Raw genomic sequence first — 24,271 nt, forward strand, 5'->3', positions numbered from 1 at the left:
AAAGAGAGACTAAACATGTTTTTTAATAAGGAAAGTGCAATCACAAAGCAAATTGATCTTACAGCCAAAAATGTGGTTGCTAGAGATGATTGTTTACATATTTCTTACGGTATTGACCGTAATTTTTTATATGGTTGTGGAATTTCTATTGCCTCTCTCTTAAAAAATAACGAGGACATATCATTCTGTTTTCATGTTTTTACCGATTATTTTGATTCGGAACAAGAGGCTCTTTTTCGTGAGTTGGCTGAGCAATATAAAACAAGCATAAAAATATATTTAGTTGATTGTGAACAGTTAAAGTCGTTACCAAGCACCAAAAATTGGTCTTACGCAACGTATTTTAGATTTATCATTGCAGACTACTTTTCTGAGCAACTAGAGCGCATCATTTATATGGATGCGGATATTATGTGTCAAGGCTCATTAAGTGAATTATTAGAGCTCGAATTTACAGAAAATCAAGTAGTCGCGGCTGTTCCTGAAAGAGATTCTGATTGGTGGAAAAAAAGAGCGGATGCATTGGGGATCCCGAGTATTGCTAATGGGTATTTTAATGCTGGCTTCTTAGTTTTAAATTTAGTGAGTTGGAAGGAAAATGATATATCCTTAAAGGCGATGAATCTGTTATCTCAAGATGAAGTTAAAGCCAAGATTTCCTATCTTGACCAAGATATATTGAACATGTTGTTAACTGGTAAAATTGTCTACTTAGACCAAAAATATAACACGCAATATAGCATCAATTATGAATTACAAGATGGTCGAAAAGAGAATCCAATAACATCGAGTACAATTTTGATTCATTATATAGGCCCAACGAAACCATGGCATGAATGGGCTAATTACCCAACTGCAAAATCTTTTCTAGAAGCTAAAAATGCTTCACCGTGGAAAAATATTCCTTTATTGAAAGCTAAAAGTAGCAACCACTTAAGATACAGTGCAAAGCATTTATTTAAGCAGGGAGAGTTTATTTCTAGTTTTCTATTAAGCCTAAAATATTTATTTAAGAAAATATTTTAGGCTCTAATATGATTTTTTGAACAGGTGGTTATAATTAGGTTTTCTTTTGTATTAAGAGTAAGAAGCCAAGTATTATCCCTATAGGCTTAATATCCATCTGTTCAAACATACCTCGAGTGAGTAGATAACCAACGAGAATGGTTATTAAAATAATGCTAATTTTTTTGGTATAGATACAGTCAGATTTTAAGTTTTTCAAGAGTGAAATAAATGCCATTATTATCATTGAAATAAATAAAGTCAGACCTAATAAGCCAGAACCAAACCAGATAAATAAAAACGTATTATGGGGGCCTATAGATTTTTTATAAATCCAATCTGGGTGTTGGCTTACTTTCTCATTATAAACGGCATCATAAACATTGTTGCCATAACCATATCCAAGAATTGGCCTTTCTTTAATCATTTCCAAGGCAGTACCTTGAGTTCCATTTTCATAACGGTTAGAACTACTAGTTTGCTCTAATTTAGAAAATAATAATATATTGTTTTCATTGGTAATTACTTTCAAGGTGATAAATGTAATTCCAATAACGATTAGCGTTGCTAGTGGTATTTTCCAATTTTTTATTAATGGAAAGAAGGTTATACATGATACTAATATCGCTAACCAAGCCCCTCGGGATAAGGTACCTAGAAGTATAAAGGAAAATACAATTAATAATAGAGTGAGATAAAAAGAATATTTTGTTTTCTCTGAAAAAAGCAATATAAGTAGCGCTGGAAAATAAAAAACTAAAGAATTTGAAATTTCTCTAAAAGAATAAGTTGTAAATGGTAATGTTCCATTATTTATATATTCTAAATAATATCTTGTTAGCTCAATAGTACAGTTTAATGTTAGCCCAAAGATAAATGAAAAGGTTAGTATTTGAAAAATTTCTTTTTTATCTAATTTATAAAGTAAAATCGGGATAAAAAGAATGAAGAAAAGAAGTCCGTAGTTGAATGTGCTATTAAACGCATACTTAACAGTTTCTTCTTGATCTTCAGAATATAATGATGAGAGCAATAAAAACAGGGAGAAAAACAATGAAAAAAAGAAGACTTTGTTATTGTATAAGGCGAAAGCTTTATTTTTTTTTGATTTAAATAAAGTTATCAATGACAGTATTACAATTAATATTGAAATTCCCTTTTTATATCTTGTTATTCCATCGATGAAAAATATAGAAATAATAAATACAATAGAAAACATATTGATTAGTGTAAGTTTATCATATTTACCATTTTTTATAGAATCAAACATACCATTACTCATTTTATTTGAAAATTAAAAAGCTGAAAATCATGGAAACCAAAACCCCAAATAAAAAACCTAATGTTGTATATTTTATTTTTTTACTTTTTTTGAATTTCTCGCTATCAGTTGGAATGTGATTATCCCATCCTAAGTGTTTTACTGCACTTTTATTTAGAATAACGACATACATTCCATACATGCTATATGCTATAGATAAAACGCCTTCAGTAAGATCCGCACTCTTTCCAATATTATACGTTTTGATTAATTTATAATCAGACAATCTTTTTACGCCAGGGTTGAAGCTGAATCCTCTCATCATTGAATGAGAGCTATTTATTACGGAATAAGATATATTTTCAAATTCTTTCTGCTCATCTTTGCTAATAAAAGAATAATGCTTTTTGATATCATCATCATAATCACGCAGCCAAACTTGCAAGAGTTTAGGGTCATGTAGTAATAAAGTTATTGAATCTTCAATAAAATTGCTTCGATAGAATTCCCAATCGTCTTCACAATGAAAAATATAGTCGGTGTCAACTTTGCTGTATGCAAGGTCAATAGATTTTATTTGACCTAAGTTTTTTTTATTAATAATGATATCGGTATATGGTTTCCATGATTCAGGAATAACTTCATGAATATCAGTGTTTCCAGAATCTTCAGTAATTATGACTTTTTTGATCGGATATGAATTATATTTATCAAATGATAATAATGTTGCTTTCAGCAATTCAAATCGCCCACAGCTAGTTATAACAAGGGTCATATCACTTTTATCATCAAAAATCATAAAGTTACCTATTTTAAGTTATGTTAAATTAGTGCAACAATATATCTATACAGATAACTGTTGATTTTCGGTATCATTATACATTAATACATATACTCTGTACCTTATTAAGTGGAAACTTTATCATGCCAGAACTGCCCGAAGTTGAAACCAGTCGCCGAGGTATTGAACCGCATTTAGTCGGCAATACAATTAGTTATGCCATAGTGCGTAATGAACGGTTACGTTGGCCAGTAAGTGAACAAATCATGCGTTTATCTGATGAAACCGTGATTAGTGTCCAGCGACGGGCAAAATACCTGCTTATTGAACTGCGAAAAGGGTGGATTATCGTCCATTTAGGAATGTCTGGCAGTGTGCGAATTTTGACGGAAGAATTACCAGAAGGGAAACATGACCATGTAGACCTTATCTTGCGTGATGGTAAAGTACTACGCTACACCGACCCTCGACGCTTTGGTGCATGGCTTTGGTGTGATGATTTAGCGTCCAGCTCCATTCTCGCCCATTTAGGTCCTGAGCCTCTCTCCGATGAATTCAATCCTAAATATCTCTTTGATTTAGCCGCTAAACGTAAGGTTGCGGTCAAACCTTGGTTGATGGACAACAAAATCGTTGTTGGGGTAGGGAATATCTACGCTAATGAAGCGCTTTTTGCATCAAGAATCTCCCCAGAAAAGCTGACTAACACACTGACACTCAATGAAATTACCGAATTGGTTACGCAGATTAAAAAAGTGCTGCAACGTTCAATAGAGCAAGGTGGAACCACTCTTAAAGACTTTTTACAGTCAGACGGAAAGCCGGGTTACTTTGCTCAAGAGTTATTTGTGTATGGAAAAAAAGGCGAGCCGTGCTCTGTGTGCGGAACCCCGATTGAAAGCATTAAACAAGGACAGAGGACAACCTTTTATTGCCCTCAATGTCAGAAGTAATTGCTAGATTTTGTTGAGTTTTTTCAACATAGCATCCGCAACAACAGGCGGTAAAAACGACGAAATATCTCCATCATGAAGCGCGACATCTTTAATTAATGAGGATGAAACGAAAGATAAGCTTTGTGATGGAAGTAAAAATACCGTTTCTAGCTCGGGAACAAAATGGCGGTTCATATTAGCCAGCTGCCACTCATATTCAAAATCCGCCACTGAACGTACGCCACGAATTAAAATATTTGCATTATTTTTCTGTGCAAAATTCGCCATTAACTCAGAAAAACCAACTACTTCAACATTTCCTAAGTGAGCGGTAACTTGTTTTGCTAGCTCAACACGCTCTTCCAAATTAAACATAGGACTTTTGCGTTGACTGTTTGCGATAGCGAGTAAAACGTGGTCAAACATCGCTGCGGCACGGGTGACGATATCGACGTGTCCAGAGGTAATCGGGTCAAAGGTTCCCGGATAAATAGCTTTATGGGTCATGATATTGCTATCTCTTTGTTTATTATTGCTTATCCCAATATATCGATAGGAATAAGTGACGGTGAAATCCACATTAACGGCAATTGCATTCTCTTGCAACAATCACTGATAAGTATGCATTTATTTTAAGTCTCATTTTAGGCACAGATTCTACACACTTTCAGTAATGGTTTATGGTAAGATACCGCCAATTTTGGTAAGTGAATCAGATCGAATGTTATTGCGTGTATATCAGGTACTTCTTTATCTCATCCAGCCATTAATTTGGATACGCTTATTATTGCGTAGCCGTAAAGCCCCTGCGTATCGCAAACGCTGGGGAGAACGCTATGGTTTTTGTGGTGGTAAAGTTGTTCCTAAAGGCATTTTATTACACTCAGTTTCTGTGGGCGAAACCCTTGCAGCAGTACCATTAGTACGTGCGCTTCGCCATCACTACCCATCACTCCCTATTACCGTGACCACAATGACTCCAACCGGGTCAGAACGTGTTCAGTCAGCATTTGGTGACGATATTAGTCACGTTTATCTCCCTTATGATTTACCCGGCTCCATGAGTCGTTTCCTTAATCAAGTTGATCCTAAACTGGTGATTATTATGGAAACGGAGCTCTGGCCGAATATGATCAACCAGCTACATAAGCGTAATATTCCATTAGTTATCGCGAATGCTCGGCTATCTGAACGCTCCGCTGTGGGTTATCAAAAACTCGGTAGTTTTGTGAAGCGCATGCTGCAAAATGTCACGATGGTGGCTGCTCAGCATCAAGAAGATGGTGAACGTTTTATTCAATTAGGGTTAAGACGTAAGCAGTTAGAAGTGACGGGGAGCTTAAAATTTGATATTTCCGTTACCCCTGAACTGGCCGTTAAAGCGATTACGTTACGTAGGCAGTGGGCTGCACATCGTCCAGTATGGATTGCGACAAGTACCCACGAAGGTGAAGAAGCGATTGTTTTGCAAACTCACCAACAGTTGCTGAAAAAATTTCCTAATTTATTACTCATTTTAGTCCCAAGGCACCCAGAACGCTTTGCAAAAGCGGAAGAGCTGACGCAAAAAGCAGGGCTAAGCTTTATTCGTCGTAGTAGCGGCGTTATCCCATCTCTAGAAACCCAAGTGGTTATTGGCGATACGATGGGGGAATTGATGTTGCTGTACGGAATTGCAGATATAGCTTTCGTTGGTGGGAGCTTAGTTGAAACCGGTGGTCATAATCCACTTGAAGCAGCTGCGCATGCATTGCCTGTTTTGATGGGGCCGCATACCTTTAATTTTAAAGATATTTGTGCGAAGTTAACCCAAGCTGATGGGTTGATCACTGTGACAGATAGCGAATCGTTGGCTCAAGCCGTGACGAGTTTACTGTCTGATGAAGATTATCGACTGTATTATGGTCGTCATGCAGCGGAAGTATTGCATGAAAACCAAGGCGCATTACAGCGTTTACTTAAGTTATTGCAACCTTATTTACCTCCAAGAGAACAGTAATATTCAGCAAAAATATTGATAACTTGAATATTACTACAATGAGTAATGACAATTTCTCTCATTTCTGATTATTTCGTTTAAACTATAGTAAACTACCCAGTCACGTTTTTGCATACTCAGCCGAGCGAGGGGTAACCCTCTATAAGCTCGACGTAAAATAATGCGTATTTCCCTTTAACTTTATTGATAAATTTCGCTGAAAAAAGAATGCCAACAACCAATCAACCAACTTCAAATAAGTATGTGTATCTTTGGATCATTGGCTATGCCATTGCCTGGATCCTTGCGAGTTTCTTTTTTGACCCAACTGTTCCTTACGATACGGTCGAAGCCGTTAACTGGGGAATGAATGGTGAATGGGGATCGCCAAAAAACCCGTGGTTTGTCGGTACCATGATGTGGCCTGCAATCCATTTGGGAATTTCTTATAGTTTCTATTGGTATTTGAGCCATTTTATCGGTATTGGATTTGGGTTACTTGGGGTATGGAAACTTGCCTACCGATTAACCGGTCGTCGCGATCTCGCATGGTTTGCGATGCTGATGATGAATTTATCCGGTGTCATTAATTTCGATATCATTCCTTATAATGATAACTATATTTTAGTGACATTTTGGCCTTGGGTGATTTATTTCTTCCTGCGTGCTGTCGAAGATAACCCTTTGTGGTGGCTGCCTTTTGCTTTAGTTGCTGGTCTTGCAACAATGGGGAAATACTCCACGCTCGCCTTAGTTGGCTCTGTCTTTTTGCTCACTCTTTTTGTGAAACAAGCGCGCCAAAGCTATCGCCATCCGGTGTTTTATCTGGCGATAGCGCTGTGGTTTTCGATGATTTTGCCAAACTTCTTTTGGCTGATGGCGAGTGATTTTTCTGCTTTTAAATGGGTAGATTCACAAATTGACCCAGGCTTTAACTTACATACCACCGAAGCAGCTCTGAGCGTGTTTTACCCGCTGATTATCGCAGCGATTATCTTATATTGCTGTGGCGGAAAAATCGGTTGGCCGAAAGCCTTATCGAATCGCATGGCAAACTTTATTATTTTATTTCCACTCGCGGTGATTTACGGTTGGTTCTCGTTCCATGATGGCGGGCGAATTACGGAGTGGTTACAGCCATTTATGATGGTATGTGCGCCTTTGTTTGTTGGCTCAATCACCATAATGCCGAAAAAGTCACTGAAAAAACCATTAATTGGCTTAGCCGTAGTTGGTGCCTTAATGGTATCCGGTTATCTCATTGTTCAAGCTGGAAATATTCGCGGAGCGGGTCAGAAATTTATTGGCGTGAAAACCTTAATCGCGGAAGGTGAACAACGTTGGTATCAACGTTACGGAACGCCAGTCAAATATGTTGGCGGCGAAGATAACCTACACCAATGGTTTATTATCTACGCTCAAGATAGGCCTCATGTTATCCAGCCTTGGACGCTAGAAAACCATATGCCACCGAATGTGTATAACCGTGATATTACTGAAGCAGAAATTCGTGAGCACGGTGCCATTTTATTAGGGCGCAAATATGATGATTGTGCCCACGAAGATTTCGCCAAAGTACGCAAATTCTGGCCACAATTTAAAATTGAAAAAGAAGATGTGATTTACCGCTCTGAACCGGATGCTGAGCCGAAAACCATGTGTTTTGGGTTTATTGCCCCAGAGAAAAAATAAATCTTTTGCGAAGTGAAAAATAATTAAGCGGTCAGATGGCCGCTTAATTTTTATGGGAGATAGGTTTTAGATAATGCGCTATGTGGGCTATAACTCGGTGCGCAGTTGTTGAAAGACGGCATCAGCTTTAATGCTATCCATTCTATTATCTACGCTTTTTATCTCATTTTGGCCTTTTCCATAACCACCAATTAAACCGGGATTTGTTGGGCCAAACAGCGTGAAATTCGGTTTATCCAGCGCAGCGGTTAAATGGCTTAAGCCTGTATCGACAGAAACCACCGCTTTAGCATCCGCAATTTGTTGTGCGACTTGTGCCAGCGTTAATTTTGGTAAGACTTCAACAAAATCAAAACCCTCGGCTAATCTCATTGCTCGCTGATGCTCATGCTCTGCACCCCAAGGGAGCTTCACTCTCAGCCCGGTTTCCTTCATTAACTGAATCAGTTCACGCCAATGAGACTCCGGCCAATGCTTATCATCGCGTGTTGTGGAGTGCAAAAACAGCACATAGGGTGCTTCGGTTCCATCGGTTGATTGCAAGAAATGGCGAGCAATCGCGTAATCGCCTTGCGTTCTAGGGCAAGTATACCCGAGGCTTTTAGCAAATAATTGGCGAATACGTTCTACCGCATGTTGCTGTTTACTAATGAAATAACGATGATCGTAAAAGAAGCTGGCAATCGGCTCGCGGATACTATGGCGGTCATAACCATGTTTAGAACCGTGAGCGAGGCGAGTGACTAGCAACGCACTCTTAAGTAACCCTTGCGCATCGATAACGGCATCGTAGTGGGTTTCCTGTAATTGGCGACGAAACTCTGCACGTTCGGCACGAATTGGCGCAGAAAACCAATTTTTTCGCCAACGACGGATTGCCACAGGGATCACTTTATTCACCGCACTATGCCAGGTGGGAATTTGAGCAAATCCCTCTTCGACCACCCAATCAAATTGAATATTCGGTATTGCTGCCTGCGCATCGGTTAATGCAGGCAGAGAGTGTAAAACATCTCCCATAGATGATGTTTTTACTAATAACACTCTCATTATTTAATACCTATATTTAAACGCGTGAGGGCATCGAGTACCATTTGCGGTTGAATATCAATCAGACTTTGGTGATAGCCACTTTCGCCGTCACCTTTACGCACTTTGTGGTAACCCGTGATCAGGCGGATGACTTCCGCTTTATCAGACAGTGGCGGGGTAAAATCAGGGCTGCTTGGGCCATATAGCGCGACTAACGGTTTATCGAGAGCGGCAGCCACATGCATTAAACCTGAATCATTACTGACAACGGCTTGGCAAGCGTCGATAAGATTAACAGCTTGTTCTAACGAGGTTTTTCCTGCGAAATTAAGGCAGTAATTGCGAGCATCGTCAGTCAAACTTTGACGGATTTCTTCACCCGCTTCATGGTCTTTTTGAGAACCAAATAATAGGACTTGGTAGCCTTGCTCGCTGATTAATTTTTGAGCGAGCGCCGCATAGTGATAGTGCGGCCAACGTTTTGCAGGGCCAAATTCAGCTCCTGGGCAAAAACCAATAATTGGGCGAGAAAAATCAATATTAAATTGACTAACAGTATCGCTAACTTGCTGTTTATCAGTGACTAATTTAGGCCATAAAATCGGGGCGGGAATATCATCGGCAGATTTGATGAGCTGTTTGTCATACGCCAATGCGACGTAGCGTTGCACCATCAGCGGAAATGCTTGTTTATCTAATGGGCGTAAATCATTGAGCAGCCCATAACGCATTTCACCGCGCCATCCCGTTCTTTTGGCGATTTTAGCAAAGAATGGCACCAGTGCAGACTTCAATGAATTAGGCAAAACAATCGCTTGGTCGTACCCATTTTTCCGCAAATTGATGCCTAATTGACGACGTTCGCCAATTTCTAGCTTTCCATGCCCTAATGGCATGGAAATCGCTTCAGACACTTCAGGCATTTTCGCCAATAACGGACGGCACCAATCTGGTGCCATCACATCAATTTGAGCATGAGGATGCAGTGCCTTGATCGTGCGATAAAGGCTCTGAGACATCATCATATCCCCTACCCATGAGGGGCCAATCACTAATATTTTCATAGGCGTGGTTTTCATAGGAACGGTTTTCATAAAAGACAATTACGCGTCTTTATTCAGCCATTGCATATATTCGGTCACGCCTTCAGCAACGGTTTTAAACGGTGCAGTGTAACCCGCGGCACGCAGTTTAGTCAGATCCGCTTGCGTGAAGCTCTGGTAGCGACCTTTTAATTTCTCAGGAAATTCAATGTATTCGATAGAGACATTTTTATCTTTATGGAATTCAGTGACGGCATCGGCAACCGCTTGGAATGATTCCGCACGACCTGTACCACAGTTGAAAATACCAGAGACGTTATTTTCCCAGAACCATAAATTCACTGCAGCTACATCGCCAACGTAGATGAAATCGCGGCGGAAAGTGTCGCTGCCTTCAAACAGTTTCGGGGTTTGCCCTTCATTAATCTGTTTGTTTAAGTGGTAAGCCACGCTCGCCATGCTGCCTTTATGGTTCTCGTTTGGCCCATAAACGTTGAAATAGCGGAAGCCACACACTTGAGATTGCGCTTCAGGCATGATGTTGCGGACATATTGGTCAAATTGGAACTTAGAGTAGCCGTACACGTTCAGTGGTTTTTCAAATTCACGTTCTTCGATGAAATTATCGCTACGTCCGCCGTATGTCGCTGCGGAGGAAGCATACAGGAAAGGAATTTCACGTTCTAAACAGTAATGCAGCAGTTCTTTAGAAAATTGATAGTTATTATCCATCATGTACTTACCATCCCACTCAGTGGTGGATGAGCAAGCACCTTCATGGAAAACAGCGTCGATATCACCAAAATCATCACCCGCAATAACGCTCACGATAAAGTCTTCTTTATCCATGTAATCGGCGATATCGAGGTCAACAAGGTTGGCAAACTTAGTACCATCTTTCAGGTTATCCACCACCAGAATATCGGTGCGACCCATTTCATTCAGGGCTTTAATAATATTGCTGCCAATAAAACCAGCTCCGCCAGTGACTACGATCATCGTGAATACCTCAAGTGGGTTAAGAATAAATGGATATAAAATTGGGGTCTATAATAACACCTCTTTGTGCAGACAACAGTATATCGACCAGATAATTGTCCTAGTTGTCATACCTCTTCAAAGGGCATTATCGTGATCTTGCCTACAAACTTAACTTATTTGCTCCGCAGATATCGCGAGTTCCAGTGACTATTATTAAACTCTGTAAACAACTTCTTTACAGGAACAAATCATGTCAGAACAATTTTACCAGCAGATTAAACAACAATTGGTGCAAATAGAAGCTGAGGGCTTGTTTAAACATGAGCGCATTATTACGACCTCTCAAGACGCGGATATTGAAATCCAAGGTGGGCAGCGCGTTATTAACTTTTGTGCAAATAACTATTTAGGATTAGCCAATCACCCCGCGCTGATTGAAGCGGCAAAACAGGGTATGGATAGCCATGGCTTTGGAATGGCATCGGTTCGCTTTATTTGCGGTACCCAAGACAGCCATAAAATTCTTGAAAAGAAAATCGCAGATTTCCTTGGAATGGAAGATGCGATCCTTTATTCCTCTTGCTTTGACGCCAATGGCGGACTTTTTGAAACCCTATTAGGCCCTGAAGACGCCATTATTTCCGATGCGTTAAACCATGCTTCCATTATTGACGGTGTTCGCCTGTGTAAAGCCCAGCGCTACCGTTACAGCAATAACAATATGACGGAATTAAAACAGCGTCTTGAAGAAGCCAAAGCGGCGGGTGCGCGTCATATTCTGATTGCGACGGATGGTGTGTTTTCGATGGATGGCGTGATTGCTGACCTGAAAACGGTTTGTGACCTTGCGGATGAATATAACGCATTGGTTATGGTGGATGACTCCCATGCTGTTGGTTTTGTTGGTGAAAACGGTCGTGGTAGCCATGAGTATTGTAACGTCATGGGGCGTGTTGACATCATCACTGGCACATTAGGAAAAGCTCTGGGTGGTGCATCGGGTGGTTATACTGCCACCAAAAAAGAGGTTGTCGAGTGGTTACGCCAACGCTCACGCCCGTACTTATTCTCTAACTCTTTGGCTCCAGCCATCGTTGCCGCGTCCATTAAGGTGATCGATATGATGACCGAAGGGCAAGAGCGTCGTGAGAAATTGTGGGCTAATGCGAAGTTATTTAGAGAAAAAATGTCTGCGGCAGGATTTACATTAGCAGGCGCCGACCACGCCATCATTCCTGTGATGTTAGGCGATGCCAAAATTGCTCAGCAATTCGCTTCAGAGTTATTAAAAGAGGGTATTTATGTCACTGGATTTTTCTATCCGGTGGTTCCGCAGGGGCAAGCGCGAATTCGTACGCAAATGTCCGCTGCACACAGTAAAGCCGATATTTTACACGCGGTTGATGCATTCACCCGTATTGGCAAAAAGCTTCAATTAATTTAGTTATCAATTTGATTTTCTTATCAAATTTATACAGTTATGAAATTAAAGTGGTCATGAAATTAATGTAATCATAAATAAAAGGTCGCCTATGAAAGCACTGTCCAAATTAAAAGCAGAACCAGGTATATGGATGACAGACGTTCCGAAACCGGAACTGGGACACAATGATGTGATGATTAAAATCCGTAAAACCGCCATTTGCGGAACGGATGTTCATATCTACAATTGGGATGAATGGTCGCAAAAAACCATTCCCGTTCCGATGGTGGTGGGTCATGAATATATAGGGGAAATTGTTGAGATTGGGCAGGAAGTTAAAGGGTTTAAAATTGGTGACCGTGTTTCTGGTGAAGGGCATATTACCTGCGGTCATTGTCGTAATTGCCGAGGTGGGCGCACTCACCTATGCCGTAATACCATTGGCGTTGGCGTAAATCGCCCGGGATGCTTTGCTGAATATCTAGTGATCCCCGCGTTTAACGCCTTTAAAATCCCAGACAATATTCCCGATGAAATTGCGGCAATTTTCGACCCATTTGGTAATGCGGTACATACGGCATTATCGTTTGATTTAGTGGGCGAAGATGTGTTGGTTTCGGGCGCAGGCCCTATCGGTATTATGGCGGCAGCGGTTTGCCGACATGTTGGTGCCCGCCATGTGGTGATCACGGACGTGAATGATTATCGCCTTGAATTAGCAAAAAAAATGGGTGTAACCCGCGCGGTAAACGTGAGCCGTGAAAACCTTAAAGACGTCATGAATGAACTGGGCATGAAAGAAGGTTTTGATGTGGCGTTAGAAGTTTCAGGAGCGCCCGCCGCTTTCCAGACCATGCTAGACACCATGAACCACGGTGGCAGAATTGCGCTATTAGGTATTCCGCCAGCTTCAATGGCAACAGACTGGAGCCAAGTTATATTTAAAGGTCTGTTTATCAAGGGAATTTATGGGCGTGAAATGTTCGAAACTTGGTACAAAATGGCGACATTAGTGCAATCGGGTCTCGATTTATCACCAATCATTACGCATGAGTTTTCTATTGATGATTTCCAGAAAGGCTTTGATGTGATGTGCTCAGGGCAGTCAGGAAAAGTGATTTTAAACTGGGATTAAAGTATTTACAGGCGGGCTAAATACATTGCCCGCCTATTAATTTTATTCTGAAAGTACGTTTATTTTTCCAGTTGTACTCATTACTTTAATTTGATTATTTTTTTGCGTGAGAGTTTCCAAGGTTGAAGTATCTGTTGCACCTAGCCAGTTTTTGATGAAAAAGTAATTATTTTCCGACAACCAGATGCCATTGATCTCACCGGTGTGGTGACTGTCTTTAACTATAGGGCTATACCAAGTACACATTGGGATCATAAAAGCATCAAGAGTAGCATTGGCACCCCCATGTTGGTATTTGACTTTATTTCCCTGTACAAACCGTTCGAGCCCGTGATCAGAAAAGTACAGAACAGATGCCCTCATATCTTGCAGAGAATCAAAGATATCACCCAATAAACTGTCGGTGTAATGAATGGAGTTATCATAATGGTCATCAGGAGTATGACCATTAAAAATGGCATCCGTAGCGGGATAACGATGCTCACATGGGATGTGGCTACCATATAAATGCAGAATAATTAGCTTTCTCTCTTTATCATCTAAAGCCTTTTTAAAAAGAGGCAGCAGATCCTTATCGTAGCTACCATTTGGCAACCATTCTTTTTCGTGACAATTCATTGCCATTCCAGTGATTGCGTTACTGTAATTACCGTATTGCCCTTGGTTACTGAACCAAAATGTTTTTAGGCCTAAGTGATTGGCGATATGAACGATATTATCTGAATAATCAGTAAATTGAAGATTGGTAATGCTTGCTTTACTTAATGCGATTGGAACAGCTGTTGCTGTCACGGAGCTCGGGCTATAGGCCCGATTAAAGATTAACATGCTCTTTTTTTGTGCATCACAACATGGAGTTGTTTGGCGCTTATAACCATACATACTCATGTTATTAGGGCGTGCTGATTCCCCTAATACAATGACATAGGTATCTATATCAGTGGAATCGTTTTTAAATGTATAGCTTGGCTTTGTCGATGATAAAGAGCGTATAACTTTTCTGTCTTGGTAGACCTCTAAAAAAGGTGCAACATTGCTGACGGGTGTTTCCTCGATAAAACGGATAATAAAACTGTCGACATTATTTTTTCTCTTATTATGAAGATAGGATTTTATCAGGAGACTGAGCAAGTATATGACTAGAATAACTGATGGAATATTGCTATACCCCTGAGGTAATAAGGGTAGGATATTAATAAGTGTAATACTAACAAGCAGGTAAAGAGGATATAGCATTATATAATGGAGATAATGCAATAACATACCTCGTGCTTCATTTTTGTCCGTTTCAATTATACTTAATGCAAAAGAATATTCTAATCGGCTATCAAAGTTTTTACTGTAAAATTGAGAGGCTAAAAAGTCTAGACTTAAAATAGTGATAACTGGAATACCAATGCAGTTTCGCAGCAAAGTATTCTCTATTTGAGAGATTGATAAATAAATTAATAAAAACAGTAGGGTGTGAGTAATTGCTCTATTGTATTTTATTTGAGTACTGATAGAGCAATAATAAACAATAGCGATAAGAATTAAGCCAAAATAATAGGAGTGCATGGTTACAGAAAGCCTCTTTACTCGATGTATTACCGCCAAGTATATAATATTCGGTTTTCATTACCCATTTAAATTGTTAATTCAGGTTGATATCGGGTTTATTTTATATATGTTTGCAGGGTTTTATCTTGATAAATGGCCTCGACCACAAACATGAGTAGCTCAATGCCTTGTAGGCGGGTGGCTGGCAGTTCGATATCACATACACCTAACTCAGCGGGCGCTACAGTTTTCTCTGGTTGCTCGGCAGCATTGTTGGTCAGTTCTGGCTCTGCAAGAGTTGGCGTAGCATCATCAGAACTTGTGGTTGGTTTGGCTGATTCATGAGGTTTTACCTCTGATTTGCTTGGCGTTTTGGTCTCAGGCTTTGTCGCAGGCAGTGTTGAATTAACGCCTTCAGGTTGCATTCTGAGAGTTTTGCGTGGTTCGCCAGTTGCTGGCTGATAGCCAACCAGTGTACTGACAGGCACAAGTTCAACATCCGCAGGAACCAATGGAATAAATTTTTGTAAGGCGCGTACGGTTGATGGGTGCGGGTGACCAATAGCAACCGCGCTGCCATGTTTACGTGCGTAAGCAATGGCTTTATTCAGCTGTGTACGGGTTTCCTCTTCAGATTGGTGATTATCAATAAAAATATTGCGCTTCGTAGAGGGAACACCGAATTCTTTAGCGGCATTCAACGCTTGTGTATTGCCAATCGTGACGCTATCTAAGAAAAAGAGGTTCGATTGCGACAGCGAGCGCATCACATTGCGCATTCCTGAAAGACTGGAGGTCATCTCGCTGCCCATATGGTTATTCATTCCTTTAGCGTGAGGAACTCGGCTAATGGCATTTTTGATGATGCGATCAACCTCTTCAGCACTCATCGAGGGTGCCAAAGTGTCTTTTTCAAGAGGCTGTTTGCTCAATGGTTTCATGGGCATATGGATTAAAATATCCCGCCCTTGCTGGTAGGCCGTGGCCGCGACTTCAGCACCATGAGGTGAGTTAGGTAAAATAGCAATGCTAATGGCCGCCGGTAACGCTAGGATTTGATTATCTTCTTTGGCTCGGTAACCGAAATCATCAATAACAATGGCGAGCTTAGCGGCACTCGCCTGAGCGCCGACCATAATAAGGAGTAGGCTAATCAGTAATTTCATCGGCGAGTGTCTTAACATAATTATTTTCCTAACTTTTTATAGCTTAGTATTTGAAAACTTAGCATTTATAGGTAGTGCGAAAGGAGATTGCGCTACCTTCCTAGCCACGGGCGAGGGTTGACGGTTTTACCTTGTCGGCGAATTTCAAAGTAAAGTGCAGGGCGTTCTTGGCCGCCACTACTTCCTACTAAGGCAATTGGTTGACCAGCGCGGACTTCTTGTCCCACATTTACCAGTGCACTTTGGTTATAGCCGTATAGGCTCATATCCCCTTTACCATGCTCAACGACAACAACTAAACCGTAACCTTGAAGCCAGTCAGCGAGTAGTACGCGACCATCCGCAATAGCCTTAACTTGGGTGCCTTCATTTGCGGCGATCACCATACCTTTCCAACGTAATTCGCTGGAGATCACATCCCCATAATTATGTAGGGTGGAACCGCGTACCGGCCAGATAGCTTGACCTGCAGGACGACCTAAACCGCCCGTTCGAGACATAAGTGATTGCTCACTTTCAGATGGCTTATACGTGGCGCCTTTTTGTTTGGCTTTTCGCTCTTTTTCAGCAACTTGAGCACGAATTCGCGCGGCTTCACGAGCTTCACGCTCGGCGCGCGCTTTAGCTTCGCGTTCTGCTTTAGCAATTTTGTCGCGTAGTCTGGCTTCGTTCTGTTTTAAGACCGCGAGGTTTTTTTGATCTTCTTTTAATGAGCTTTCTAATACGGTTAAGGTTTTTTGCCGTGACGCTTGCGCATTATCGAGCTTTTGTTTTTCTTGTTGTTGGCGTGTGAGCGTTGTTTTTTGCTCAGCTTGCTTTTTTTGCTCTAACTGTTTCTGTTCGTGCAACTCTTTGGTGGTTTCTTCTAGATCAAGAATGTTTTTTTCACGGGCTTGGTTGAGGTAACCATAATACGCAAGAATTCGTTCTTCCCGTTGACCTTCTTCACCCTTTAAGAGTAGTGATAAACCTTGGTGTTTACCAAGTCGGAATGCGGCATCTAACTGCTCAGCAAGCAATTTTTCTTGTTCATTTTTTTTCTTTTGCAGTCGACTGATATTGCTAGATAAGGAGGATATTTCTTTATCTAGCTGTTTTAATTGGTTTTGTGTTAGGTGCAAATCACGGCTTGCTGCAGAAATACTTTGCTCTTGCTCTTTGAGCTGTTGAAGAAGATTACTTTTTTTAGTTTGCTGTTCTTTAACGCTTTTTTCTTTTTCAGCAATACTTTTTAGCAGGTCATTTAATTGACCTTTATTTTCAGTGATCTGATTCGCGAGCGCGACGTGAGAAGGCGCCAAAGTAAATAACCCCAAACCAAGCAGGGCAGGGATCATTGCCTGACGAACAAAAAATGTCTTTATTCGATGGGATGTATGGGCCATTGTGATAGATCACCTCAATTAAATGCAATAACTGATTATTTCATCTGCAAGTCGTGCTTTCCAGTGTTCTCTTAAAAATAGTCATAAAAACGCTTAAAAATTAAGAATATTGCTATTATACCATTTGATACTAAGTCAAATTATAGGCGTATTATCACTGAATTTTACTGTATATACTCTATTTAGATGGGAATTAATTTAGCGTCAAAGTCGAGTCTGAGCATGTTTATGTTAAAATGCCTGCGTACAGCTTTGAGAAAAAATTCTTTTTTTCAGAAAAAAGGTGTTAATTCTGCGAGTGTTTTCGCAAAAAAGACCTTCTAGTTTGCGCTAACTGGCTGTAATTAGCTCAGCACAAAGGTATACTCTGAACCCTTTGATATTCGTTTTTAACTAACGGGAGTAATTGCCCCCCATGATCCAAGAAATCATGCAATTTGTCGGTCGTAACACGTTTGTTAGTCTGACTTGGATAGTGTTATTTGTTGCCGTGGTCGTGATGACCTTCAGAAGCCTGTTCTCTAAAACTAAAGTCATTGCCCGCACTCAAGCGATTACAATGATCAATAAAGAAGAAGCAGTTGTTGTGGACTTACGTACTCGCGAAGAGTTCCGCAAAGGGCATATTATTGATTCTATTAACTTAACACCATCTGAAATTAAAGATAATAATTTGGGTGAGCTGGAAAAACATAAACAGAAATCTGTAATTATGGTTTCTGCAAGTGGAATGGAAGCAACTAAACCTGCTGAACAGCTTGCTCATCATGGCTTTGAAAAAGTCTTTGTCCTGAAAGAAGGGATCGCTGGTTGGGCAGGTGAAAACCTACCACTGGCTCGTGGTAAGAAGTAATTATCCGGCACTGTAAAAATGTGCCGGCAACTGAATATATCTCGAAACTCTAATATGGAAGTAAGGTAATTATTATGTCAGAACAAAACAACTCAGAAATGGTATTTCAAATTCAACGTATCTACGCAAAAGACGTTTCATTTGAAGCACCTAATGCACCTCAAATCTTTCAAAAAGAGTGGCAGCCAGAGATCAAATTAGATTTAGATACTTCTTCAACTCAGCTAGCTGAAGGCGTGTATGAGGTTGTTCTGCGTGTGACCACTACCGCAACTCTGGGCGAAGAAACTGCATTTCTGTGTGAAGTTCAACAAGCGGGTGTGTTCTCCATTGATGGTATCGAAGGCACTCAAATGGCACATTGCTTAGGTGCATACTGCCCGAACATCCTGTTCCCATATGCGCGTGAAACTATCACGAATATGGTGGGTCGTGGTACTTTCCCACAATTGAACTTAGCGCCAGTTAACTTTGATGCACTGTTCATGAATTACTTACAGCAGCAACAAGGTGAACAAGCGCAGAACCCTGAAGTTCAATAAGGTCGCTTAATGAATACTGCTTCAATGACAGTGATCGGTGCCGGCTCGTACGGCACCGCTTTAGCCATTACCCTTGCACGTAATGGCCATCAGGTGGTGTTGTGGGGGCATGACCCAGCACACATCCGTAAATTAAACCAAGAACGTAGCAATCAGGCATTTTTACCTGGTGTTTCTTTCCCTGATAGTTTATCTCTCGAAACGGACTTAAAAAGCGCCGTTGAAGCGAGCCTGAATATCTTGATTGTGGTACCTAGCCATGTATTTGGTGATGTACTCAAGCAAATCAAACCGTATCTAAAAGCGGGCTCCCGCATTATTTGGGCAACCAAAGGGTTAGAGAGAGATACTGGGCGTTTGTTGCAAGATGTAGCGCGTGAGGTATTAGGAAACGAAATTCCTCTGGCGGTGCTTTCTGGGCCTACTTTCGCAAAAGAGCTTGCGGCAGGTCTCCCTACGGCTATTTCAGTCGCGGCATCCGATAGCCAATTTGGTGATGATTTACAAAAATTATTCCATTGCGGCAAAAGTTTCCGCGTCTATAAAAACCCTGACATGATTGGTGTGCAGCTCGGTGGCGCAGTGAAAAACGTTATCGCGATAGGCGCAGGGATCTCCGATGGTATGGGCTTTGGCGCAAACGCACGTACAGCGTTGATCACCCGAGGTTTAGCTGAAATGAGTCGCTTAGGTGTATCACTGGGCGCGGATCCATCCACATTTATGGGTATGGCAGGACTTGGTGACCTAGTGTTAACCTGCACCGACAATCAATCCCGTAACCGCCGTTTTGGTATGATGCTGGGAAATGGTGTCAGTGTGGAAGAGGCGGAAAAAGAGATTGGGCAAGTGGTTGAAGGTTATCGCAATACCAAAGAGGTGAAAGCCCTTGCGGAGCGTGCCGGTGTTGAAATGCCAATCACGGAACAGATTTATCAAATTCTCTACTGCAATAAAAATGTGTTAGAAGCCTCCCAAGCCTTGCTCGGGCGCGCAACTAAAGATGAAATTGCAGATATGCCTAAATTACCAAGCTAATAATAATATAGAAGAGAGCCATTATGTCGCGTGAAGAACTGGATAGAATTTGGGGTTACATTAAGGAAGAAGCCAAGGCGCTTGCTGACTGTGAGCCTTTACTTGCCAGTTTTTTTAACGCGACATTACTGAAGCATGACAACCTCGGTAGTGCACTTAGCTATATGTTGGCGAATAAGTTGAGTTCGCCAATTATGCCCGCAATGGAAGTCCGCGAAATTGTGGAAGAAGCCTATCGTAATGATGAGCAGATGATTTTTTCTGCGGCGATGGATCTTTCTGCTGTCCGTTTACGTGACCCTGCGGTTGATAAATATTCTACGCCACTGCTGTATTTGAAGGGTTTTCACGCCCTACAAGCCTATCGTATTGGGCATTGGTTATGGGGTGAAGGGCGTAAAGCGTTGGCCGTTTATCTGCAAAACCAAATTTCTGTCTCTTTTGGGGTCGATATCCACCCTGCTGCCCGTATTGGCTGCGGGATCATGCTCGACCACGCAACAGGGATCGTGATTGGTGAGACGGCGATTGTTGAGAATGATGTGTCTATTCTTCAGTCTGTTACGCTAGGCGGTACAGGTAAAACCTGTGGCGACCGTCATCCTAAAGTACGTGAAGGGGTGATGATTGGCGCTGGCGCTAAAATTCTGGGCAATATTGAAATTGGTCGCGGCGCAAAAATTGGCGCTGGCTCCGTGGTGTTGCACCCAGTTCCTCCTCATACCACAGTGGCGGGAGTTCCTGCGCGTATTGTCGGTAAGCCAACAAGCGATAAACCATCACTGGAGATGGATCAAAACTTTAATGGTAACGTTGATGGTTTTGAAGGCGGGGATGGGATTTAGATTTATTAGTAACCTATCTGTAGCGCATTCAATGTTTCCATTAAGTCATCATAAATACTTAATGGCATTATGATCGCTGCTGGTTTGCCATGCCGTTGTATGATCTTCACATCTATCTCTTTGATTATCTGCTCAAATAGGGTATCAAAGTTTTTCTCAGCTTCGTTGATATTGATTACTTCCATAAATGACCTCACTTACACGAAGAATGAAGGATGAGTTGCTTAGGGTAAATTAAAGTTATACAGTGTATATACTTTGGTGTTCATAATATACTCAATAAAGTGGGGTGGATAAAGATGAATATCGCTATCAAAAAGTGGGGAAATAGCCAAGGCATAGTTATCCCATTAGCTATCTTAAAGCAATTAGGTATTGAAGTCGGGCAACAGCTTGATCTCGTCGTGGAAAATGGAACATTAGTATTATCACCAAAAAAGAAGAAAGTTCTTTTTTCTGAAGCTTACTTACTGAAAAATCTGGATGAGCATAATAGCCATTCTGATGAATTAGCTAACATTCAGGGTATGGAAACGGGTGAATGAAAACAATATATGTACCAAGGCGTAATGATATTGTTTGGTTAGATTTTGAACCGACAAAGGGCAAGGAAATCGGTAAATATCGTCCTGCTTTGGTTTTATCTAGTGTGGAATATAGCCAAAAAACGGGGTTAGTTATTTGTTGCCCGGTGAGCACAAGTATTCGAGGCGCAATAACTGAAGTTCCAGTAAAAAATCTTGATACGCCCTGTGTAGTTGCATCAAATTTAATTCAGACTCTCTCTTGGAAAGACCGGAATGTTAAGTTTGCGGCCGTTGCCGAAGATGGAGTTTTTGAGGATGTTCTAGCAAGGCTAATCCCACTCATTGGAGCGGAAAACTTTTTCTAATAAAACCAAAGGAGCTTAACCAGCTCCTTTGTTGTTTTTAGTCTTTCAGCAGCGCACCCGGGTACCCAAGCTGGCGCCAAGTTTCGAAAACCACAACGGCGACCGAGTTAGACAGGTTCATACTGCGGCTTTCTGCCAACATTGGGATACGAATTTTCTGCTCGATTGGCATATTATCGAGAACATACGGCGGTAGGCCGCGGGTTTCTGGTCCAAACATCAAATAATCATCTTCCCGATAGCTCACATTGCTGTGGCTCGGCTTACCTTTGGTGGTTAACGCAAACACACGAGCGCCTGTTGGCGATTGATTATTATCAGGATTTAACCCTTCACTTTCTAAGAATGCGTAATAGTCATGATGATGTTTGATATCCGCAAACTCGCTGTAATCTAGCCCTGCACGGCGTAGGCGTTTATCATCCCAAGTAAAACCGAGGGGATGGATCAGGTGCAGACTAAAGCCTGTATTGGCGCATAATCGGATGATATTCCCAGTATTGGGTGGGATTTCAGGTTCGAATAAAACAATATGTGGCATAACGTTAACGGCTATTGGTCGGGATGAAAAAAGATGATGCAGAGTTTACGCGCAAATTTGGAAAGATGCATTAGTTGTGTCGATATGAGAATGAAAGGCGAGTGGGTAGCTCGCCATTCTATTAATACTGGTAAACATAGTGATAGTCGTCAGACTTTTCATCAATGCCATTAAGAATGGCGCCAGTAATTTCAATGTTATTTTGCTTGAAATGTTTCAGTGCGCGTTCAATTTCTTTCACGGTATTCACGCCATAATAGGCAACTAAAAGTGATGTACCAGCATATTTCCCGATGATAGCCGGATCGGTAACCGCAAAAATGGGCGCAGTATCCAGCAGAACCATGTCATATTGATGTTTAACTGAGTCCAATAAATGCTTAAATTGCTCGCCCATAAGCAGTTCTGAAGAGTGGGTAGTACTTTCCCCTCGACTAATAATATCTAAATTATCAATAACTTGATGGTGTGTTGAGACTGGGTTTTCACTGTGTTGGGATAAAAACTCTGAAAGCCCAGATTTATTTTCTAACCCAAATGTTTTATGAATATGCCCTTTGCGTAAATCAGTATCGATAAGCAGAATTTTTTTACCTGCATTGGCAAGGACGACCGCCATATTTGCAGTAATAAAACTTTTTCCTACATTTGGGGATGAGCTTGTCACCATCACAATATTATTGTCTTGATTCATTACAGAGAAATAGACACTGGTTCTTAATGAACGAATGGATTCTATTGCCATATCTGCTGGATTTTCAATGGATAGGGGCTTTTTATTCTCGCGATACCGTGATTTTTTTTCATCCAACGAGAATGGCACAGTGGCATAAACACGGAGGCCTAGTACCTCGAGATCTTCCGTGTTCTTAATTTTATTATTGAGAAGCTCTTTCCCGATCACAAAGGCGCAACCCATCATGAGACCCAATAAGGAGGCCAGCACCATGATTAAGTTTTTCTTGGGAGCGATGGCCATGGGGTAAGACTCCGCAGAGTCAATAATTCGCACATCGGCAGTGATCCCTGAATTTAATACGCTGAGTTCGCGCTGCTTGGCCACCAACTGATTATAAATAGCTTGCTCGGATTCAACATCGCGAGTTAAACGAATAATTTGCTGCTGGGTGTTTGGTAGTTGTTGAATGTTTTTACTGGCTTTTTCTTTCTCGAGTAACAACTTTTGGCGTTTATCGAGTAAGGATTGATAAGCTGGATGGCTACGGGTATATCGCTGTTGAAGCTCCACTTCTTTAAAAGTCAGCTCATTTAGCTTTTCTTCTACATGCAATGCACTCTCAAGCGCGGATTTAGCCTCTAGCGTTAGGTCAATAGACTCATTTTGTTTACGAAACGTATTTAACTGATTTTCATAATGGTCGAGTTTATTTTTTACTTTTGGTATGTAGTTATCTAGAAAAATCAATATGTTATTTGTGGCTCGTTTTCTATGTTCTCTATTCTGGTTAATATAATTTTGAATTACATTATCCAAAATCTCGATATTTTCTCGCTGATTTGTCCCTTTAATGGTTAAGTTAATGATGCCAGAGCCTTTACTGGCTTCATTCATACTGAGACGGTGTCGCAAATTTTCGATAGTAGAATAACGATCATTTTTTATTAAGCTCAGTTTTTCCCCACCTTGAGCTGTAAATGAATCAATTAATAAGTGAATTTCTCCTTGCTTTAACGTGGTACCAATTTGCCCATGATAAATTTGGTCGGCAAAAGCCAGCGTATATTGGCGATCATCTAAAAAGGTTAAGGTGGCGGGTTGGCCGATTAAATCTGGGGGTAATTGGTACTCTGTAATATGAACAACGGGCACACCACTTAGAAATCTGGAGAATATCTTTGAAGGCAAAATTTGAATATCTAAATTCAAGTCTGACACCGTTTTGCCTAACACCATTCTGGATTTAATGACTTCAATTTCTGAATCGATTTGCCCGTTATTGCCGCCAAAAAGTATTCCATCATTCATTTTTTCTAATAGTGATGCTTGATTGACCTTATCGTATTGCAATGTGGCATTTGCTTGGTAAATAGGAGAAGCGAACCAGCAATACACTCCGGCACTTAAAATGGCGGTAATAGTAAACGCCGCTATCGTTAGCGTGTTAGATTTCAGTGTTTTTAATATGGCGAGTAAGTCGATTTCATCGGCGTTCGGCACATGCTTTTTTTCTGTATTGTTCATA

The 24,271-nt window shown here is 41.0% G+C and carries 23 protein-coding genes and 1 pseudogene; 12 read left to right on the top strand and 12 right to left on the bottom strand.

Features of this window, described 5'->3' with window-relative positions:
* The first annotated feature begins 15 nt into the window (after positions 1 to 15).
* On the top strand, positions 16 to 1,026 hold the full coding sequence (gene waaO / locus GKR74_RS08920; RefSeq protein ID WP_154603328.1) for a lipopolysaccharide 3-alpha-galactosyltransferase: 1,011 nt from the start codon (positions 16 to 18) through the stop codon (positions 1,024 to 1,026).
* A gap of 34 nt (positions 1,027 to 1,060) precedes the next feature.
* On the opposite strand, the gene rfaL is transcribed toward waaO, so the two are convergent.
* A complete protein-coding gene (gene rfaL, locus GKR74_RS08925) occupies positions 1,061 to 2,275 on the bottom strand; it encodes an O-antigen ligase RfaL (protein WP_195848761.1) in 1,215 nt (404 codons plus the stop codon).
* A 13-nt stretch (positions 2,276 to 2,288) separates the two neighbouring features.
* A complete protein-coding gene (locus GKR74_RS08930) occupies positions 2,289 to 3,065 on the bottom strand; it encodes a glycosyltransferase family 2 protein (protein WP_154603307.1) in 777 nt (258 codons plus the stop codon).
* A gap of 125 nt (positions 3,066 to 3,190) precedes the next feature.
* Here GKR74_RS08930 and mutM point away from each other — a divergent pair, with 125 nt between their 5' ends.
* Entirely contained in the window at positions 3,191 to 4,000 is an 810-nt protein-coding gene (gene mutM, locus GKR74_RS08935) for a bifunctional DNA-formamidopyrimidine glycosylase/DNA-(apurinic or apyrimidinic site) lyase (protein WP_154603308.1), read from the top strand.
* A 3-nt stretch (positions 4,001 to 4,003) separates the two neighbouring features.
* Here mutM and coaD read toward each other — a convergent pair whose 3' ends face one another.
* Positions 4,004 to 4,489 carry a pantetheine-phosphate adenylyltransferase gene (gene coaD, locus GKR74_RS08940; protein ID WP_154603309.1) on the bottom strand — a complete coding sequence of 162 codons (486 nt, stop codon included), beginning with the start codon at positions 4,487 to 4,489 and terminating at the stop codon, positions 4,004 to 4,006.
* A 214-nt stretch (positions 4,490 to 4,703) separates the two neighbouring features.
* Between coaD and waaA the strand changes: the two genes are divergently transcribed.
* Both waaA and GKR74_RS08950 read left to right on the top strand, forming a co-directional pair.
* Positions 4,704 to 5,981, top strand: coding sequence for a lipid IV(A) 3-deoxy-D-manno-octulosonic acid transferase (waaA, locus tag GKR74_RS08945; RefSeq protein ID WP_154603310.1), 1,278 nt, complete (start codon positions 4,704 to 4,706; stop codon positions 5,979 to 5,981).
* A 207-nt stretch (positions 5,982 to 6,188) separates the two neighbouring features.
* Positions 6,189 to 7,652 carry an ArnT family glycosyltransferase gene (locus GKR74_RS08950; RefSeq protein WP_154603311.1) on the top strand — a complete coding sequence of 488 codons (1,464 nt, stop codon included), beginning with the start codon at positions 6,189 to 6,191 and terminating at the stop codon, positions 7,650 to 7,652.
* Between the two features lie 87 nt (positions 7,653 to 7,739).
* Here GKR74_RS08950 and rfaC read toward each other — a convergent pair whose 3' ends face one another.
* Genes rfaC through rfaD form a run of 3 tightly spaced genes read right to left on the bottom strand, consistent with a single transcriptional unit; the run spans position 7,740 to position 10,726 of the window.
* Positions 7,740 to 8,702, bottom strand: a complete 963-nt coding sequence (gene rfaC, locus GKR74_RS08955) for a lipopolysaccharide heptosyltransferase RfaC (RefSeq protein ID WP_154603312.1) — start codon at positions 8,700 to 8,702, stop codon at positions 7,740 to 7,742.
* Entirely contained in the window at positions 8,702 to 9,748 is a 1,047-nt protein-coding gene (gene rfaF, locus GKR74_RS08960; protein WP_154603329.1) for an ADP-heptose--LPS heptosyltransferase RfaF, read from the bottom strand. Before rfaF ends, rfaC begins: the two co-directional genes overlap by 1 nt.
* A gap of 39 nt (positions 9,749 to 9,787) precedes the next feature.
* On the bottom strand, positions 9,788 to 10,726 hold the full coding sequence (gene rfaD / locus GKR74_RS08965; RefSeq protein WP_154603313.1) for an ADP-glyceromanno-heptose 6-epimerase: 939 nt from the start codon (positions 10,724 to 10,726) through the stop codon (positions 9,788 to 9,790).
* A 232-nt stretch (positions 10,727 to 10,958) separates the two neighbouring features.
* Here rfaD and GKR74_RS08970 point away from each other — a divergent pair, with 232 nt between their 5' ends.
* Positions 10,959 to 12,152 (top strand): glycine C-acetyltransferase, encoded by a 1,194-nt coding sequence (locus tag GKR74_RS08970; RefSeq protein WP_154603314.1) that lies wholly within the window; start codon positions 10,959 to 10,961, stop codon positions 12,150 to 12,152.
* 88 nt (positions 12,153 to 12,240) lie between these two features.
* Positions 12,241 to 13,266 (top strand): L-threonine 3-dehydrogenase, encoded by a 1,026-nt coding sequence (gene tdh, locus GKR74_RS08975; RefSeq protein ID WP_108479150.1) that lies wholly within the window; start codon positions 12,241 to 12,243, stop codon positions 13,264 to 13,266.
* 42 nt (positions 13,267 to 13,308) lie between these two features.
* On the opposite strand, the gene GKR74_RS08980 is transcribed toward tdh, so the two are convergent.
* The 3 genes from GKR74_RS08980 to envC form a co-directional block, all read right to left on the bottom strand.
* A complete protein-coding gene (locus tag GKR74_RS08980; protein ID WP_154603315.1) occupies positions 13,309 to 14,823 on the bottom strand; it encodes a phosphoethanolamine transferase in 1,515 nt (504 codons plus the stop codon).
* 98 nt (positions 14,824 to 14,921) lie between these two features.
* Positions 14,922 to 15,989 (bottom strand): divergent polysaccharide deacetylase family protein, encoded by a 1,068-nt coding sequence (locus GKR74_RS08985; RefSeq protein WP_154603316.1) that lies wholly within the window; start codon positions 15,987 to 15,989, stop codon positions 14,922 to 14,924.
* A gap of 74 nt (positions 15,990 to 16,063) precedes the next feature.
* Positions 16,064 to 17,356, bottom strand: coding sequence for a murein hydrolase activator EnvC (gene envC, locus GKR74_RS08990; protein WP_154603317.1), 1,293 nt, complete (start codon positions 17,354 to 17,356; stop codon positions 16,064 to 16,066).
* A 418-nt stretch (positions 17,357 to 17,774) separates the two neighbouring features.
* Here envC and GKR74_RS08995 point away from each other — a divergent pair, with 418 nt between their 5' ends.
* The 4 genes from GKR74_RS08995 to cysE all read left to right on the top strand — a co-directional run bounded on the left by GKR74_RS08995 (position 17,775) and on the right by cysE (position 20,634).
* On the top strand, positions 17,775 to 18,209 hold the full coding sequence (locus GKR74_RS08995; RefSeq protein WP_230085095.1) for a rhodanese-like domain-containing protein: 435 nt from the start codon (positions 17,775 to 17,777) through the stop codon (positions 18,207 to 18,209).
* A 74-nt stretch (positions 18,210 to 18,283) separates the two neighbouring features.
* Entirely contained in the window at positions 18,284 to 18,751 is a 468-nt protein-coding gene (gene secB, locus GKR74_RS09000; protein ID WP_006660561.1) for a protein-export chaperone SecB, read from the top strand.
* Positions 18,752 to 18,760: 9 nt separating this feature from the next.
* On the top strand, positions 18,761 to 19,789 hold the full coding sequence (gene gpsA / locus GKR74_RS09005; protein WP_108479153.1) for an NAD(P)H-dependent glycerol-3-phosphate dehydrogenase: 1,029 nt from the start codon (positions 18,761 to 18,763) through the stop codon (positions 19,787 to 19,789).
* A 23-nt stretch (positions 19,790 to 19,812) separates the two neighbouring features.
* Complete coding sequence (cysE, locus tag GKR74_RS09010; protein ID WP_036950776.1) at positions 19,813 to 20,634, top strand: serine O-acetyltransferase; 822 nt, start codon at positions 19,813 to 19,815, stop codon at positions 20,632 to 20,634.
* 5 nt (positions 20,635 to 20,639) lie between these two features.
* On the opposite strand, the gene GKR74_RS09015 is transcribed toward cysE, so the two are convergent.
* A complete protein-coding gene (locus tag GKR74_RS09015; protein ID WP_154603318.1) occupies positions 20,640 to 20,819 on the bottom strand; it encodes a type II toxin-antitoxin system Phd/YefM family antitoxin in 180 nt (59 codons plus the stop codon).
* Between the two features lie 114 nt (positions 20,820 to 20,933).
* Here GKR74_RS09015 and GKR74_RS09020 point away from each other — a divergent pair.
* Both GKR74_RS09020 and GKR74_RS09025 read left to right on the top strand, forming a co-directional pair.
* Positions 20,934 to 21,221 (top strand): annotated as a pseudogene (locus GKR74_RS09020) (AbrB/MazE/SpoVT family DNA-binding domain-containing protein).
* Complete coding sequence (locus GKR74_RS09025) at positions 21,185 to 21,526, top strand: type II toxin-antitoxin system PemK/MazF family toxin (protein WP_336431317.1); 342 nt, start codon at positions 21,185 to 21,187, stop codon at positions 21,524 to 21,526. Before GKR74_RS09020 ends, GKR74_RS09025 begins: the two are co-directional and overlap by 37 nt.
* A gap of 37 nt (positions 21,527 to 21,563) precedes the next feature.
* On the opposite strand, the gene trmL is transcribed toward GKR74_RS09025, so the two are convergent.
* Both trmL and GKR74_RS09035 read right to left on the bottom strand, forming a co-directional pair.
* Positions 21,564 to 22,067: a tRNA (uridine(34)/cytosine(34)/5-carboxymethylaminomethyluridine(34)-2'-O)-methyltransferase TrmL gene (trmL, locus tag GKR74_RS09030; RefSeq protein WP_006660558.1), complete on the bottom strand. Its 504-nt coding sequence runs from the start codon at positions 22,065 to 22,067 to the stop codon at positions 21,564 to 21,566.
* A 121-nt stretch (positions 22,068 to 22,188) separates the two neighbouring features.
* Complete coding sequence (locus GKR74_RS09035) at positions 22,189 to 24,270, bottom strand: polysaccharide biosynthesis tyrosine autokinase (protein WP_154603321.1); 2,082 nt, start codon at positions 24,268 to 24,270, stop codon at positions 22,189 to 22,191.
* Position 24,271 lies beyond the last annotated feature (1 nt).

Origin of the sequence: Providencia sp. wls1914 (genome assembly GCF_009706645.1) — a bacterium.
Taxonomy (GTDB): domain Bacteria; phylum Pseudomonadota; class Gammaproteobacteria; order Enterobacterales; family Enterobacteriaceae; genus Providencia; species Providencia zhijiangensis.

What these genes read in the sequence shown, in the direction of transcription:
- waaO (WP_154603328.1), top strand. Translation starts at nt 16, where the DNA reads ATGTTTTTTAATAAGGAAAGTGCAATCACAAAGCAAATTGATCTTACA.
- rfaL (WP_195848761.1), bottom strand. Translation starts at nt 2,275, where the DNA reads ATGTTTGATTCTATAAAAAATGGTAAATATGATAAACTTACACTAATC.
- GKR74_RS08930 (WP_154603307.1), bottom strand. Translation starts at nt 3,065, where the DNA reads ATGATTTTTGATGATAAAAGTGATATGACCCTTGTTATAACTAGCTGT.
- mutM (WP_154603308.1), top strand. Translation starts at nt 3,191, where the DNA reads ATGCCAGAACTGCCCGAAGTTGAAACCAGTCGCCGAGGTATTGAACCG.
- coaD (WP_154603309.1), bottom strand. Translation starts at nt 4,489, where the DNA reads ATGACCCATAAAGCTATTTATCCGGGAACCTTTGACCCGATTACCTCT.
- waaA (WP_154603310.1), top strand. Translation starts at nt 4,704, where the DNA reads ATGTTATTGCGTGTATATCAGGTACTTCTTTATCTCATCCAGCCATTA.
- GKR74_RS08950 (WP_154603311.1), top strand. Translation starts at nt 6,189, where the DNA reads ATGCCAACAACCAATCAACCAACTTCAAATAAGTATGTGTATCTTTGG.
- rfaC (WP_154603312.1), bottom strand. Translation starts at nt 8,702, where the DNA reads ATGAGAGTGTTATTAGTAAAAACATCATCTATGGGAGATGTTTTACAC.
- rfaF (WP_154603329.1), bottom strand. Translation starts at nt 9,748, where the DNA reads ATGAAAATATTAGTGATTGGCCCCTCATGGGTAGGGGATATGATGATG.
- rfaD (WP_154603313.1), bottom strand. Translation starts at nt 10,726, where the DNA reads ATGATCGTAGTCACTGGCGGAGCTGGTTTTATTGGCAGCAATATTATT.
- GKR74_RS08970 (WP_154603314.1), top strand. Translation starts at nt 10,959, where the DNA reads ATGTCAGAACAATTTTACCAGCAGATTAAACAACAATTGGTGCAAATA.
- tdh (WP_108479150.1), top strand. Translation starts at nt 12,241, where the DNA reads ATGAAAGCACTGTCCAAATTAAAAGCAGAACCAGGTATATGGATGACA.
- GKR74_RS08980 (WP_154603315.1), bottom strand. Translation starts at nt 14,823, where the DNA reads ATGCACTCCTATTATTTTGGCTTAATTCTTATCGCTATTGTTTATTAT.
- GKR74_RS08985 (WP_154603316.1), bottom strand. Translation starts at nt 15,989, where the DNA reads ATGTTAAGACACTCGCCGATGAAATTACTGATTAGCCTACTCCTTATT.
- envC (WP_154603317.1), bottom strand. Translation starts at nt 17,356, where the DNA reads ATGGCCCATACATCCCATCGAATAAAGACATTTTTTGTTCGTCAGGCA.
- secB (WP_006660561.1), top strand. Translation starts at nt 18,284, where the DNA reads ATGTCAGAACAAAACAACTCAGAAATGGTATTTCAAATTCAACGTATC.
- gpsA (WP_108479153.1), top strand. Translation starts at nt 18,761, where the DNA reads ATGAATACTGCTTCAATGACAGTGATCGGTGCCGGCTCGTACGGCACC.
- cysE (WP_036950776.1), top strand. Translation starts at nt 19,813, where the DNA reads ATGTCGCGTGAAGAACTGGATAGAATTTGGGGTTACATTAAGGAAGAA.
- GKR74_RS09015 (WP_154603318.1), bottom strand. Translation starts at nt 20,819, where the DNA reads ATGGAAGTAATCAATATCAACGAAGCTGAGAAAAACTTTGATACCCTA.
- trmL (WP_006660558.1), bottom strand. Translation starts at nt 22,067, where the DNA reads ATGCCACATATTGTTTTATTCGAACCTGAAATCCCACCCAATACTGGG.
- GKR74_RS09035 (WP_154603321.1), bottom strand. Translation starts at nt 24,270, where the DNA reads ATGAACAATACAGAAAAAAAGCATGTGCCGAACGCCGATGAAATCGAC.